Source organism: Domibacillus sp. 8LH (genome assembly GCF_038806185.1).
Lineage (GTDB): Bacteria > Bacillota > Bacilli > Bacillales > Domibacillaceae > Domibacillus > Domibacillus indicus_A.
Genome location: NZ_JAVJNG010000030.1, coordinates 1 through 13465 on the forward strand (window position 1 = coordinate 1; position 13465 = coordinate 13465).

The window sequence follows — 13465 nt, forward strand, 5'->3', positions numbered from 1 at the left end:
AATCCACTGGGCGTCTTCTTCAGTAATTGCTTCTTTTTCAATCAGGCTGAGCACTTTATTGATATATTCGCTTACTTGCGTATACCTTTGATCTTTGTTTAATGTTTTTTGCATGCTAGTCACTCCCATGTTTTTAAAGGTAAGTTAAAAAAGTTATTCAGTTCACTACAATAGTGAATGACTGTCATTCATTAAGCGGTATAATAAACCAAATACACGAACGGCATTTATAATGGTTTGTGACTGACTGTCATTCATATAAATCAAATTATAAACCAGCGATACTCGTCTTTCTTCATGGAGGTCATATTCATCTCTTGCTTAATATGAGCTTATTTTACAAAGCAATCCTTTCACTGTCTTTGATTTCGTTAAATTTTCTTACACAATTTTCTTCTTCAACTCTGCATTTTTAATTAAATTAAGCTGCCAGTTCATATTTTAGAATTAAAATGACTCCCCTCCCAAAAATAGTAATCGCTTTCATTTTGTTTTAAAAAGCTATTATTTTTTCAAAAGTATCTCACAGGGAAAAAATTTTTGCAATACCTTGATTGAATTTTAACTTAATTTATCATTCAAGCCATACTCCTAGGTCGCCTTAGAAAAGTTTTTCATCCAGTTTTATTTCGATAAAGCCATTATACGGCAGCAAAATCTGAGCTGTACGAATAAACAATATTTTTTAAATTATTTAACATAGTCTAAAAAAAGCGTCCCACTAGCAACTTACTTTTGCAAGTAAGAGCAAGCGAAAAACTTTTATAAACGGAATTGCTTAGTTCAATCCAGTCTCCAATCTATAAAATAAAATGAAACGACAGGTTGTCTTCTATTCCAGATAAGAACAGTAAAATCCTGCCCCCCTTGTTGTGATGGCTTTTTATATAGGTTAATATCCGCTTTTTCGGTTAAAAACAGCTGGGTAAGAACTGTCTCTGCCGTTCTGGGCCACTGGTTCTTACCTGACTATTTTCTTCCTTTAGTTTATAAAATAATCTTTAATAAATTGATAAAACCGCTCGGCTGCTGGTGATATATATCTGCCCTCTACCCGGGCGAGTCCTATCACCCGATAGGAATTAGATGAGCGTATGCGTATTCTTGAAACCCGGCTCCAGTCGATTCCTTTAAAATCCGGGATAAGCGTAACGCCCAGTCCAGCTGTCACAAACGCCACGATCGTGTGCACCTCTTCGCCTTCAAAAGTGATTTCCGGACTTATCCCCGCTTCTTGAAACAATCTGTCTGTAATTCCCCGAATGCCGTTTCCTTTTTCTAAAAGCACAAACGTTTCATCAGCAATCTCCCGTAACGTTACGCTTTCGTAATGGGCGAGGCGGTGATCGGCGGGTACAATCAAAAACAATTCTTCCTTCCACAATTCGGTCCAATGGATTTGTTTGGTGTCCGGTGTTGAGGATACGAGACAAAAATCAATTTCGCCTGCTTCCAGCTGTTTAAGAAGCGAGTCGTTTCCATTTTGTTTAAAGCGGAATTTAACATTCGGGTATTCCGCCTGAAAAGACCTGACTAAGCTTGGAATCAGATACGTGCCCAGGGTAGGCATAAAGCCTAACGATATTTCTCCAAAATCCGGGTCAAGCAAGTCCTGAATCTCCTGCTTTACCTCTTGAAATTCCTTCATAATCCGGTCCGCCCGAACCAGAAACAGCTGCCCATACTGATTTAGCTTAATGGTGCGTCCCTGCCGCTCAAATAACGGAACACCGAGTTCCTCCTCAAGCTTCGCCATGGACCGGCTTAGAGCAGGCTGAGAAAGAGATAAAACCTCGGCTGCATTGGTGATGTGCTGCAAGCGTGCCACAACCCGAAAATATTCAATTTGCTGCCATTCCATCCATGTCTCACCTCTTTATTGGAGTAACAATAGTATATACCTTTTTTGCATGAATAACATGCAATTAATAAATTAGACATTATTATTCATCAGTCATATCATAAAACCTATAGAGATCATTTAAACAAAGAAAAGGTTTTCTATTTTGCTCAATTCATGAGGTATTTTATTTGAGGGGGATCATGTATGGCAACAAGCAAGGAATTTTTCTACCGGCGGCTGCATTCATTGTTGGGTGTCATTCCGGTCGGGGTTTTTTTAATTCAGCATTTGGTGGTCAATCACTTTGCGACAAAGGGACCGGAAGCATTTAATCAGGCGTCGCATTTTATGGAGAACCTGCCATTCCGTTACGCGCTTGAAGTATTTATTATTTTTCTTCCTATTTTATTTCATGCGATTTATGGACTGTATATTGCTTTTACAGCGAAGAACAATGTAAACCGGTACGGTTATTTCCGGAACTGGATGTTTACGCTTCAGCGTGTATCAGGCGTTGTTACTCTCGTTTTTATCGCCTGGCATGTATGGGAAACAAGAATTCAAGCTTTCTTTGGGGCAGAAGTAAACTATGACATGATGGCCAATATTTTAGATCATCCAGCTATGCTTGCATTCTATATTGTCGGGGTTCTTTCCACAGTCTTTCATTTCGCAAATGGCTTGTGGACATTCGGCGTAAGCTGGGGCTTGACTGTTACCCCTCGTTCTCAAAGAATTTCAACATATGTCACATTGGGTATTTTTATCGCATTATCATTGATTAGCATTCGTACCATTTTCGCTTTTGTTTAATTTGAACGCGTTAAATAAGGTGGGGTTTAGATGAATAAAGGAAAAATTATCGTCGTGGGCGGCGGTTTAGCCGGATTAATGGCGACCATTAAAATTGCAGAAGCAGGAAAACAAGTAGACTTATTTTCACTCGTTCCGGTAAAGCGCTCTCATTCTGTTTGTGCCCAGGGCGGCATTAATGGAGCAGTGAACACAAAAGGGGAAGGAGATTCTCCCTGGGAGCATTTTGACGATACAGTATACGGCGGGGACTTTCTTGCCAACCAGCCTCCGGTCAAAGCGATGACTGAAGCAGCACCAGGTATTATCCACCTGCTGGACCGGATGGGCGTTATGTTTAACCGTACGCCGGAAGGGCTGCTGGATTTCCGCCGTTTCGGCGGCACCCAGCACCACCGTACCGCTTTTGCCGGTGCGACTACCGGCCAGCAGCTGCTTTATGCACTCGATGAGCAAGTGCGCCGTTTTGAAGTACAAGGGCTTGTTACCAAATTTGAAGGCTGGGAATTCCTTGGTGCAGTTGTAGACGAAGAACAGATCTGCCGGGGAATTGTCGCTCAAAACTTAATGAGTATGGATATTCAAGCTTTCCCGGGTGATGCGGTGATTATGGCAACAGGCGGTCCCGGTATTATCTTTGGTAAATCTACGAACTCGATTATCAACACAGGCTCAGCAGCGTCAATCGTTTATCAACAGGGCGTTCATTATGCAAACGGTGAGTTTATTCAAATTCATCCGACGGCGATTCCCGGCGATGACAAACTCCGCTTAATGAGTGAATCGGCGCGCGGTGAAGGCGGACGTGTTTGGACATACAAAGACGGAAAGCCATGGTATTTCCTTGAAGAAAAGTATCCGGCCTACGGAAACCTGGTACCGCGGGATATTGCCACTCGTGAAATTTTCGATGTATGTGTCAGCCAGAAGCTGGGCATTAACGGCGAAAACATGGTGTATTTAGATCTCTCTCATAAAGACCCGCATGAATTGGATATAAAGCTTGGCGGTATCATTGAAATTTATGAAAAATTCATGGGTGATGACCCGCGTAAAGTGCCGATGAAAATCTTCCCTGCCGTTCATTACTCTATGGGTGGATTGTGGGTGGGTTACGACCAGCAAACCAATATTCCAGGTCTTTTTGCGGCCGGGGAATGCGAATATTCACAGCACGGGGCCAACCGCCTGGGAGCCAACTCCCTTCTTTCCGCTATTTACGGCGGCATGGTAGCCGGCCCGAATGCAGTCCGCTATATTCACGGCCTCGAGAAAGGTGCCGATGCGGTTTCTTCCACTGTTTTCGATCAGCATGTAAAACAGGAACAAGCAAAATGGAACGATATTTTATCTATGGGTAAAGGAACCGAAAACGCCTATATTCTGCACAAAGAGCTTGGCGAGTGGATGACAGCCAATGTAACAGTCGTCCGTTATAACGATAAGCTAAAAGAAACAGACAATAAAATTGTAGAGCTTCTAGAACGTTATCAACATATCGATATTAATGATACAGCCAAATGGAGCAACCAGGGAGCGGCCTTTACCCGCCAGCTTAAAAACATGCTGCACTTGGCCCGCGTAATGACGATCGGTGCACTCAACCGGAATGAAAGCCGCGGCGCTCACTACAAACCTGAGTTCCCAGAAAGAAACGATGAGGAATTTTTGAAAACAACCATGGCGGCCTTTGCCGGTGAAAAAACGGCGCCAGCCTTCCATTATGAAGATGTGGATGTATCATTAATTGCTCCCCGTAAACGCGATTACTCGAAGAAAAAGGAGGAGAAGGCATGAGCGAACACAAAATGGTTTCTTTTATTATTACACGTCAAGATACCGCTGATTCCACTCCCTATGAAGAAGAATTTGAAGTTCCGTACCGTCCAAATATGAACGTGATTTCAGCACTCATGGAAATTCGGCGGAACCCTGTCAATAAAAAAGGAGAAAAAACGACACCCATTGCATGGGATATGAACTGTTTAGAAGAAGTGTGCGGGGCTTGTTCCATGTATATTAACGGCAAGCCGCGGCAGTCCTGCACAGCACTTGTGGACAAGCTTGAGCAGCCGATTCGCCTGGCGCCGATGAGCACCTTCCCGGTTGTCCGCGACCTTCAGGTCAACCGGAACCGTATGTTTGATTCACTCAAACGGGTAAAAGCATGGGTCCCAATTGACGGCACGTATGATCTTGGGCCGGGACCGCGTATGCCTGAGAGAAAACGCCAGTGGGCTTATGAATTATCCAAATGTATGACCTGCGGCGTTTGTTTAGAGGCCTGCCCGAATGTAAACAGCAAATCCGATTTTATTGGGCCAGCCCCTCTCTCCCAGGTGCGTTTATTTAATGCCCATCCAACAGGAGCGATGCATAAAGCAGAACGCCTTGATGCTATCATGAGCGATGGCGGACTGACAAACTGCGGGAATTCGCAAAACTGTGTGCAGTCCTGTCCGAAAGGCATTCCGTTAACAACATCGATTGCCGCCTTAAACCGGGAAGCAACATTCCAGTCGTTCCGTAATTTCTTCGGAAGCGATCAAGCATAGTAAGAAGGAATCCAGCTATATACCTCTGTCGAGTTAATCGACTTTATTAATCAAAGAACCACCTCTTATCGTACAACCGGTAAGGGGTGGTTCTTTGATTTTTTTTAGGAGCGGACCGTCTACCGTTCGGATTAAAATTGCTTTTTCTTCTGATATGGCATATTCACTTAATGAAAAAGCACCTGCTGGCATGTCTACTTGAGCATCAATTCGGAAAGGATTTTTCTTCAATTCATCATTTATCTTCTTGGCAACATTCAAGGTGATTTCTTTTGAAAAACGAATAACGATATCAATATCACTTTTTTCTGTGACTGCTTCGTTTCCGCTGGCTAGCTCAAATCCAAGACTGCCAACAGGACCCCATTTAAGTGAAGCTCCCTCCATTACATGACTGATTTGTTCTAAGGACTGAAAAATTTCCTTCGAACGAGTCTTCCATCCTTTTTCTTCCGTCAGCTGTTCAGGTGAAATTCGATTTACAATAAGATCCGCAGGTAAAAAAGCTCCAAACCGTTCACTTCTTACCGAACCCCGTACGCCGATAGCTACTAATCCCCGAGCGGCACGGGCCCGGCGCACGACCACGAAAGGTGCTTTCGCAAGGGATTCTTTCACCCAATCTGGTACAGGTGTGTAGCTGATCAAATCTTCGGCTCTTTTAATTTTCAACAAATCATGTGGCTTTAACTCCATTGTTCATTCAACTTTTTTCTTACTAAAATGGATGCAGCGCGGCCTCCGCCTTGCGCAAGAGGAGATGTGAGCCGAACTTCTAAGTCCATTGAGCCAACGGTTTTGATATCTTCAATGGCTTCTTTTATTTCTTTATAAATCATATCGCGATCTTTTGGCTCCGGGCTGTCCGCCTCTACTCCATCGACCAGCGAATGCAAAGCACCAAGCTTTTGGAATGATTCAATATCGTATGCCATAGCCGTTACCTTTTTTGTTGCCGCTTCTAACTCCTCTAAACTTCTATGCGTAATACGGGCTGCCGATTTTTTTGACATAACGTGCACATTTACACCAGGATCATGCAGGGCGATTAACCGATGGGCCTGCATGCCATGCGATAGAAAAGCACCCGAAATAGCCTTACCTGGAATAAATGAAACAACCGGATGACCGTTTAAACGTGCAGAAGCATAAGCATCTACAGCCGCTGCACAGGCTTGATGAATGCCGAGCAGTTCTTCATGATAACCATACGCCTGGCTTGGAACATCGACGATTGCCACAATGGTTCGTTTTTCTCTGTTTTGATCTTCTTGAATGGCTTCCCGAATGTATTTTGCGATTGTCCAGCCTTCCCGCAAACCTACTTCTCCGTTTCGTGCTCTTAAAAAGCGGCTTTGCACATCCGGCACAATAGCAATATATCGTACCTTGGTTTCCCCAATTAAAGCATCCGCCACCCGTACAGAAGGAACATCACTTATCTCTGGAGCGCCATTTCGCAGCAGGTCAAACCAAATTTGTCCCCGTCCTTCGGATTTTATGTTTTCTGAAACAGATTGATTTTCTTCAACTGTTTTTTGACCAGGTTCATCCCACAGCCGCCGTACATCTTCAGGCGTTAGCCGCTGTGACAGATCTAATTGATTTAAAAATGCTTCATACCGTTCCACCTGTTCGGTTCTCGGTGCAAACATGGCACCGCTTTTTATCATACAAAAAACAGCTTCTTTAATAGACTCTATATCATCTTCAATTAATAAGTCTGCAAAGCCGGCCGCAGTTCGCTGTTCCCCGCCAATGGTACTCCAAATTAATGGCCGGTCTTTGGAATCAAACTCACGAATACCCGCTTCCTGTTCAATTACTTCTGGTCCATTTAATCCTAGGCGGCCCTCTTTTGTCATAATAATGGCACTGCAAAGACCTGCTGTAATTGACATTCCACCAAATGCACCAATTTTCCCTGGAATCACTGCGATCACAGGAACATAACGACGAAGCGCTACAATGGCTGCGCCAATTTCAGCAATAGAAAGCAGCCCATAATTGGCTTCTTGAAGTCTCACTCCGCCTGTATCAAACACTAAAACAGGGATCACTTTAGCTCCACTTTCACACTGTTTTAATGCTATTTCCAATGCACCAGCAATTTTTGCACCGGATACCTCACCGATACCGCCGCCTTGAAAACTTCCCTCGATTGAAATAACCACAGCTTGCTGTTCATTAATGGTTCCTTTTGCCACAATAACGCCATCATCACTTTGAGGCACAATCCCTTGAGGCTCCAGATGAGGAGACTCCACTCCGTCAAATGGGCTGAGCAGTTCTTTATACGTTCCATCATCCAGCAGTTTTACTGCTCTTTCTCGTCCGCTGCATTCTACAAAACTAGCTCTTAATGCTTGTGTCAAGAGAGCTCACCTCCAATGCCTGGGCAAGGCGTATAGTGACAACACCGGGTGTAGCGCCAAAATCATTAATTTTTACTTTTGCGGCAATATCATGTTGTGCAAAAAAGCGATCAATGACGGCTTCCCATGTCTTTTTAAATCCGGTAACTCCTGTCCGAACGGTGACTTCCGTTTCTGCTCCATCATACGGTTCTAATATCACTTCTATATCACCTGAACCTACAACCCCAACGTGTGCACGCTGGCTGATTTTTTTTGTGGCGGGAAATGTATACTTGAGTGTTTCCACATAAAGCACCTCCGTTTACTGTGTGTATTGCAATTCTTTTAACATGTGATTGTCCATCCGATTTGGCTGCATTTTATCCAAAAAAATTGTAGCAGCAAGCAGATCCGCGCTGCCGCCTGGAGAAATATTGCGTTTTGTAAATTCTTCGTCCAGTGTCTGTATATAAGAAAGATTGCCAGCCTCCAGCGCTGCGGCTGCTTGCTTTTTTGCAAATCCAAGAGCTTCAGGACCGCCGCGATGCAAAATACATGTATCATTTAAATGGACAATTAAAGCCAGCAGCGTATTCAGCAGAGCGCTACTTTCTGGCAGCCCAGCTGCCCGCGACTTTTCGAGGGCGGGAAGCGAAACATTCATAATATGTGGAAAACCCTGCTGTGCTTCTCCTCTGGCTCCGCTTGCACCATACTTTTCAGAAACACGCTTTCCATTTGTAGCTGTAATAGGACAATGCTGATCTGGGTATCGAGCGGTTTCCCCGGCCAGCGAAACCATTTCTTCTATTGAATAGCAGCCTTTTCCCATCGCTGCAGCTGAAACGAGCAGGCCAATCGCCCAGATGGCTCCTTTATGCGTATTGACGCCGCCGGTTGTTTCCAGCATTCTTTGTTCCCCTTTACGTCCGATTGCGCCAATTTCTTCCCTTAGCAAAATGGACGGGCTCCTCCCATAGCTAATGTACGCTATACCTTCAAACGTTTCTTTTAGTGATACAGCGGACTTTCTCATGATATCAATGGTCAGGTCCTGGTGAGCGCCATTGTTATGTTTATCCACCAGTCCTGGCTTTGGTGTTAGTTCAGCTTCTTCTATTAATGAGCGAACGGCTGCCGAGGCTGCATAGCGGCTAAATGTCTTTTTTGCACGGCTCATTTTTATCCCTCCTGTTTACCAGCTTCTAAACTTAGCTGGTGGTTCGTACAGCCCATCCGACCATTGAACGATTTCTTCTACACTTTTGGCCGCCAACAGTGAGCGCTTGGCATCAGTCCGCCGGATATTTAAGTCTTCCGGAAGTGCGATCAATCCTTCGTGCCGCAGGCTTTCTGTTTTCTTTGAATCATGCCCAAGACCAACCGGTGTAACCCCGGCAACTGCCGCAACCGCTTCTCTTCGCTTTTCCATACTGTCTGTTTTGTATAAATAAGCAATGCCTTCCTCTGTAACAATATGTGTAACATCATCCCCGTAAATCATAACGGGCGCTGTCGCAAGGCCGGTATCTTTCTTGACATCAATCGCATCCAGTGATTCAACAAAAACAGGCTTGTTCCCAGCCTGGAACGTCTCAACAACTTGAACAACCAGCTTTTTCCCGCGGGCCAATAAATCATTGGACGACATCATATTTAACCAGGCCGGTGTTGAATGCCGTCTCCCACCCGGATTATGTCCCATATTGGGCGCTCCCCCGTAGCCTGCCAGCCTGCCGCGTGTCACAGTAGAAGAGTTTCCATCCCGGTCCATTTGCAGCGTTGACCCGATAAATAAATCGACTGCGTATTGCCCTGCCATTTGACAGAGAGTCCGGTTTGAACGCAAACTTCCATCGTGTCCTGTGAAAAAAACATCCCGGCGGGCTGCCACATACTTTTCCATTCCGACTTCCCCGCCAAAGCAGTGAACGCTGTCAACCCAGCCGCTCTCAATAGCAGGAATTAAAGTCGGATGCGGATTTAGCGCCCAATGCTTGCAAATTTTCCCCTTCAGTCCAAGTGAATCACCGTACGTAGGAAGCAGTAATTCAATTGCCGCTGTATTATATCCAATCCCATGATTCAACGACTGTACTTCGTGTTTTGCATATATGCCTTGGATGACCATCATAGCCTGCAAAATTTGAATATCGGTAATATGACGGGGATCACGTGTAAATAACGGTTCGAGTTCATATGGTTCATCTGCAACCACAATATAATCGATCCAGGAACCCGGAATATCCACCCGGGGCAATTCATCAGCCAGTTCATTCACCTGGGCGATCACAATACCGTCCCGGAATGCGGCCGCTTCGACAAGCGTTGGCGTTTCTTCTGTGTTTGGACCAGTATACAGATTTCCCTGCCTGTCTGCTTTATCTGCAGCCACGAGAGCAATAGAAGGAATGAGGTCAACGAAAAGACGGCCGTACAATTCAACATACGTATGAATTTCACCCATTGTCAGTTTCCCGTCTTCAAGCATTTGGGCTATTCGAAGACTTTGCGGCCCTGCATATGCAAAATCAACTTTGTTTGCAATGCCACGTTCAAACAGATCTAAGTGTTCCGGTCTTGAAATGCTGGACATAATCATATGCAAATTAAACAAATTTTTAGGGTTCGTCTGCGCGAGTGCTTCTGAAAGAAAGGAAGCCTGCTTTTGATTGTTTCCTTCCAGAACAACCCGGTCGCCCGGCCTAATCAATTTTTCCAGTACTTCTACAATTCGATCAGTCGGAATAACTCTTCCGTTAACAAGACCTTTCACACTGTCTATCCGCTTTTTCTTCGCATCCAGCCTTGTTGTCCATGAACGTTTTTGATTTACGGCCTGTTCCATCGTTTCCATCCTTGCAGTCCCCCTTCATGATTTCAATCGTTCGCGTTTCGCGATAAAAACACAATCATCAAATCCATTTTCTGCTACTGACATTACCCTGGCCTCGTGAAATGCCTTTGCTGCTAAACGGGAAAGTACATTTCCTGGTGGCATTTCAATAAATAGTCTTGTGCCATTTTCATATAAAACTGTTGATGCATCATGCCATTGAACAGCGGAAGAAACACTTTCAGCAAGGTCTTGTCGAATGTCAACTGGATCAAACAAAAGTCTAGCCCCTCTATTGCCCGCATATGGGATCAGAGGTTTGTAAAACGGGATGTCACGAAGCAGTTCAGACAGTTCTTCTGATACGGATGAGAGAAGCGGACAGTGGGAGGGCGTGCTGACATTCAGGAAGGAAGCACAGCGCGCCCCATTTTGTCTGGCAACATTTAAAATTCTTTGTACCCCGGGCAAGGCTCCTGACAGCGTGATTTGATCTGGTGCATTTTTGTTTGAAATAAACACAGGGTTCGTTTCTTCATAGTGCTGGCTGACAATAGACTTCAGCGTATCCTCAGTCATGCCCAGTACAACCCCCATACCATATCCCTTTGGGTAGGCTCGTTCCATTAGCTCCCCCCGATAACTCACAACTTTTAAGGCGTCTTGATAGTCAATAACACCGGCGGCAACAGCCGCGCTAAATACACCGACGGAATGTCCTGCCACAAAGTCCGGTTTAACACCTGCTGCTTCAAATGCTTTGAAAGCTCCAACGCCAGCAGTTAAAAGGGATATTTGCACGGACTTGGTTGAATACAGTGCTTCTTTTGAATGATTATTGTATACGCTTTCATTTAGCGTTTTATTTGCGGAAGCTATCACATTCTGAACTGGAGTTCCTGCTGGCAGGTCATTTAACAGCCCTGGCTTTTGGGAACCTTGTCCGGGAAACAAAAAAGAAATTTTCATATCCTTCACCCGCCTTCTTTACTGGGCATTTACGATTCAAACTTTTGTTGGAGGCTGGAAATCACATCTTCATTATGCTTCACTAGGATGTCAGCTAACTCGGTCATATTTTTTTCTGTTAGTAATTGTATAATCAGTTCATGCTCTGCAATAGATTTTTGAACATTTCCCTCTCTCGCAAAAGAAAGACTTTGAACTCTTAACAGCGGCCATCCAAGGCGTGAATAAACGTTTCGGATTGTTTCGCTTTTGCTCATCTTAATAAGACACATATGAAAAGAGTGGTTCAATTGTGTATAAGAATGAACATCTTCTGCTTTTTTCATTTCCTTAAGAAGTTGATTCATTTCTTTTAGCACTTCTGGGTCTGTTCCGTACTTTTTGATCCGGTCCATTGCCATATTCTCTAACGTATTTCGAATTTCCAGCAAGTCATAGATCTCATTTTCTGTATATTCCTTTACAACTGCACCCTTTCGCGGAATTCTTTCAACGAGTCCTTCGATTGCCAGCAAATAAATAGCCTCACGCACAGGCGCTCTACTCGTTCCATATTCTTCTGCATAGTTTTGTTCTATTAATTTTTCTCCCGGCTGCAGATCGCCTGCAATAATTTGTTCTGTAATATGTTCTGCAATGGAGTTAGATAAAGCATTATTTTTAAAATTATGTGGTGCCATCTTGTCACCCCTTCACATTTTTGTAAATTGTCGACTGTCGATTTTTATTATACAAATGTTTTTAAAATAATTCAATATTTAGAAAAAACAAAAAATAAGGTTTGCATTTTTATTTTGTTGCGTTTATGATATTCCCTAGAATACAGTCGACTGTATTCATATCTATTTTGTAACCGCTTACTTTAGCCGATGTTTTCCGATGGCCGCCCTATTATTAAAACAGTGAGGTGGAATAATGGTTATTTTTGGCGTAGCGTTACTGGCAATTTGTATGTTAACCGGTCTCTTTTTCGGTGAAATGCTTGGTGTTTTATTGGGTATTGACGCAAATGTAGGCGGTGTTGGCCTTGCGATGCTTATGCTTGTTTTAATCGTCGATTACTTGAAAAAACGTGGAAAGCTCAGCCAGCCCGCGCAAGAAGGACTTGGTTTCTGGAGTGCTATGTATATCCCAATCGTCATCGCTATGTCGGCAAACCAAAACGTGGCAGCAGCTTTAGATGGAGGCCCTCTTGCTGTTGTGGCAGGTGTTGCAGCTGTGGTAATCAGCTGGATGCTTGTTCCCCTTTTAAGTAAAGGCGCTCACCAAGTTCCGGTTGAAGAAGGCAAGGAAAATCAAATGCTAGCGGGAGGGGAATCAAATGTTTCAAACGTTAAGTGACGTATTTGTAGACAACCCTTTGATTGTTTCTTTTGCCCTTGTCGGTATTACCATGTATATTGCTTATTTCCTGTCTGATAAATTCACGAAAGGACGTGTTCATGGCTCAGCCATTGCCATCATTTTAGGATTACTTCTTGCTTATGTTGGCGGTGTAACGACTGGGGGCGAAAAAGGCTTATCCGATGTCAGTATCTTCGCTGGCATTGGCTTAATGGGCGGGGGCATGCTTCGCGATTTTGCCATTGTTTCGACTGCATTTGGTGCTAATTTCGATGAAATCAAAAAAGCTGGATTTAGTGGTGTTGCTTCATTATTTATTGGTGTGGTTCTTTCTTTTGTTGTTGGGGTTGCGATTGCTTTTGCTTTTGGTTATACAGATGCTGTCAGCCTTACCACAATTGGTGCCGGTACAGCGACGTACATTGTAGGCCCTGTCACTGGCGCAGCCATTGGAGCAAGCTCTACAGTCATTACCATCAGCATTGCTGCCGGGCTCGTAAAATCTATTTTAACGATGGTAGGCACTCCATTTATCGCTAAATACATCGGTTTAAACAATCCACGCTCAGCCATGGTATACGGAGGGCTCCTGGGAACAACGAGCGGCGTTGCCGGCGGATTGGCGGCTACTAATCCCAAATTGGTCCCATACGGAGCAGTGACAGCTACATTTTACACAGGACTCGGCTGTTTAATGGGACCCTCTGTGCTTTTTCTACTGACAAAAGCCATTGTGGGATAACGAGTC

General features: G+C 44.2%; 13 protein-coding genes. 5 read left to right on the top strand and 8 right to left on the bottom strand.

Features of this window, described 5'->3' with window-relative positions:
* Positions 1-982: 982 nt before the first annotated feature.
* Positions 983-1861 (bottom strand): LysR family transcriptional regulator, encoded by an 879-nt coding sequence (locus tag RG959_RS20970; RefSeq protein WP_342798777.1) that lies wholly within the window; start codon positions 1859-1861, stop codon positions 983-985.
* Between the two features lie 186 nt (positions 1862-2047).
* On the opposite strand from RG959_RS20970, the gene RG959_RS20975 reads away from it, so the two are divergent.
* From RG959_RS20975 to sdhB, 3 genes are read left to right on the top strand one after another with little or no spacing between them, the layout of a single operon-like run.
* Entirely contained in the window at positions 2048-2656 is a 609-nt protein-coding gene (locus RG959_RS20975) for a succinate dehydrogenase cytochrome b558 subunit (RefSeq protein ID WP_242234273.1), read from the top strand.
* Positions 2657-2686: 30 nt separating this feature from the next.
* The gene (gene sdhA, locus RG959_RS20980) at positions 2687-4453 is read left to right on the top strand and encodes a succinate dehydrogenase flavoprotein subunit (RefSeq protein WP_342798778.1); all 1767 of its coding nucleotides are present in this window, start codon (positions 2687-2689) and stop codon (positions 4451-4453) included.
* Positions 4450-5211 carry a succinate dehydrogenase iron-sulfur subunit gene (gene sdhB / locus RG959_RS20985; protein WP_315691374.1) on the top strand — a complete coding sequence of 254 codons (762 nt, stop codon included), beginning with the start codon at positions 4450-4452 and terminating at the stop codon, positions 5209-5211. Before sdhA ends, sdhB begins: the two co-directional genes overlap by 4 nt.
* Before the next feature lie 33 nt (positions 5212-5244).
* On the opposite strand, the gene RG959_RS20990 is transcribed toward sdhB, so the two are convergent.
* The 7 genes from RG959_RS20990 to RG959_RS21020 are packed head-to-tail and all read right to left on the bottom strand — an operon-like array spanning position 5245 to position 12053.
* Positions 5245-5907, bottom strand: a complete 663-nt coding sequence (locus RG959_RS20990; protein WP_342798779.1) for a malonate decarboxylase holo-ACP synthase — start codon at positions 5905-5907, stop codon at positions 5245-5247.
* Complete coding sequence (gene mdcD / locus RG959_RS20995; protein ID WP_342798780.1) at positions 5898-7586, bottom strand: biotin-independent malonate decarboxylase subunit beta; 1689 nt, start codon at positions 7584-7586, stop codon at positions 5898-5900. Before mdcD ends, RG959_RS20990 begins: the two co-directional genes overlap by 10 nt.
* Positions 7564-7875 carry a malonate decarboxylase subunit delta gene (locus tag RG959_RS21000; RefSeq protein ID WP_342798781.1) on the bottom strand — a complete coding sequence of 104 codons (312 nt, stop codon included), beginning with the start codon at positions 7873-7875 and terminating at the stop codon, positions 7564-7566. Before RG959_RS21000 ends, mdcD begins: the two co-directional genes overlap by 23 nt.
* A 15-nt stretch (positions 7876-7890) precedes the next feature.
* Entirely contained in the window at positions 7891-8748 is an 858-nt protein-coding gene (locus tag RG959_RS21005; protein WP_342798782.1) for a triphosphoribosyl-dephospho-CoA synthase, read from the bottom strand.
* 15 nt (positions 8749-8763) lie between these two features.
* Positions 8764-10416 carry a malonate decarboxylase subunit alpha gene (gene mdcA, locus RG959_RS21010; RefSeq protein WP_483298912.1) on the bottom strand — a complete coding sequence of 551 codons (1653 nt, stop codon included), beginning with the start codon at positions 10414-10416 and terminating at the stop codon, positions 8764-8766.
* 24 nt (positions 10417-10440) lie between these two features.
* The gene (locus RG959_RS21015; RefSeq protein WP_342798784.1) at positions 10441-11373 is read right to left on the bottom strand and encodes an ACP S-malonyltransferase; all 933 of its coding nucleotides are present in this window, start codon (positions 11371-11373) and stop codon (positions 10441-10443) included.
* A 29-nt stretch (positions 11374-11402) separates the two neighbouring features.
* Positions 11403-12053 carry a GntR family transcriptional regulator gene (locus tag RG959_RS21020; protein WP_251273335.1) on the bottom strand — a complete coding sequence of 217 codons (651 nt, stop codon included), beginning with the start codon at positions 12051-12053 and terminating at the stop codon, positions 11403-11405.
* 235 nt (positions 12054-12288) lie between these two features.
* Here RG959_RS21020 and madL point away from each other — a divergent pair, with 235 nt between their 5' ends.
* Together madL and madM are read left to right on the top strand one after the other, a co-directional pair.
* A complete protein-coding gene (gene madL, locus RG959_RS21025) occupies positions 12289-12714 on the top strand; it encodes a malonate transporter subunit MadL (protein ID WP_251273336.1) in 426 nt (141 codons plus the stop codon).
* Positions 12695-13459: a malonate transporter subunit MadM gene (gene madM / locus RG959_RS21030; protein WP_342798785.1), complete on the top strand. Its 765-nt coding sequence runs from the start codon at positions 12695-12697 to the stop codon at positions 13457-13459. Before madL ends, madM begins: the two co-directional genes overlap by 20 nt.
* Positions 13460-13465 lie beyond the last annotated feature (6 nt).

Excerpts from the sequence above, each read along its gene's own strand:
- RG959_RS21015 (WP_342798784.1), bottom strand. The coding sequence starts at position 11,373 with ATGAAAATTTCTTTTTTGTTTCCCGGACAAGGTTCCCAAAAGCCAGGG.
- sdhA (WP_342798778.1), top strand. The coding sequence starts at position 2,687 with ATGAATAAAGGAAAAATTATCGTCGTGGGCGGCGGTTTAGCCGGATTA.
- RG959_RS20990 (WP_342798779.1), bottom strand. The coding sequence starts at position 5,907 with ATGGAGTTAAAGCCACATGATTTGTTGAAAATTAAAAGAGCCGAAGAT.
- RG959_RS20970 (WP_342798777.1), bottom strand. The coding sequence starts at position 1,861 with ATGGAATGGCAGCAAATTGAATATTTTCGGGTTGTGGCACGCTTGCAG.
- RG959_RS20975 (WP_242234273.1), top strand. The coding sequence starts at position 2,048 with ATGGCAACAAGCAAGGAATTTTTCTACCGGCGGCTGCATTCATTGTTG.
- RG959_RS21020 (WP_251273335.1), bottom strand. The coding sequence starts at position 12,053 with ATGGCACCACATAATTTTAAAAATAATGCTTTATCTAACTCCATTGCA.
- RG959_RS21005 (WP_342798782.1), bottom strand. The coding sequence starts at position 8,748 with ATGAGCCGTGCAAAAAAGACATTTAGCCGCTATGCAGCCTCGGCAGCC.
- mdcA (WP_483298912.1), bottom strand. The coding sequence starts at position 10,416 with ATGGAACAGGCCGTAAATCAAAAACGTTCATGGACAACAAGGCTGGAT.
- madM (WP_342798785.1), top strand. The coding sequence starts at position 12,695 with ATGTTTCAAACGTTAAGTGACGTATTTGTAGACAACCCTTTGATTGTT.
- sdhB (WP_315691374.1), top strand. The coding sequence starts at position 4,450 with ATGAGCGAACACAAAATGGTTTCTTTTATTATTACACGTCAAGATACC.
- madL (WP_251273336.1), top strand. The coding sequence starts at position 12,289 with ATGGTTATTTTTGGCGTAGCGTTACTGGCAATTTGTATGTTAACCGGT.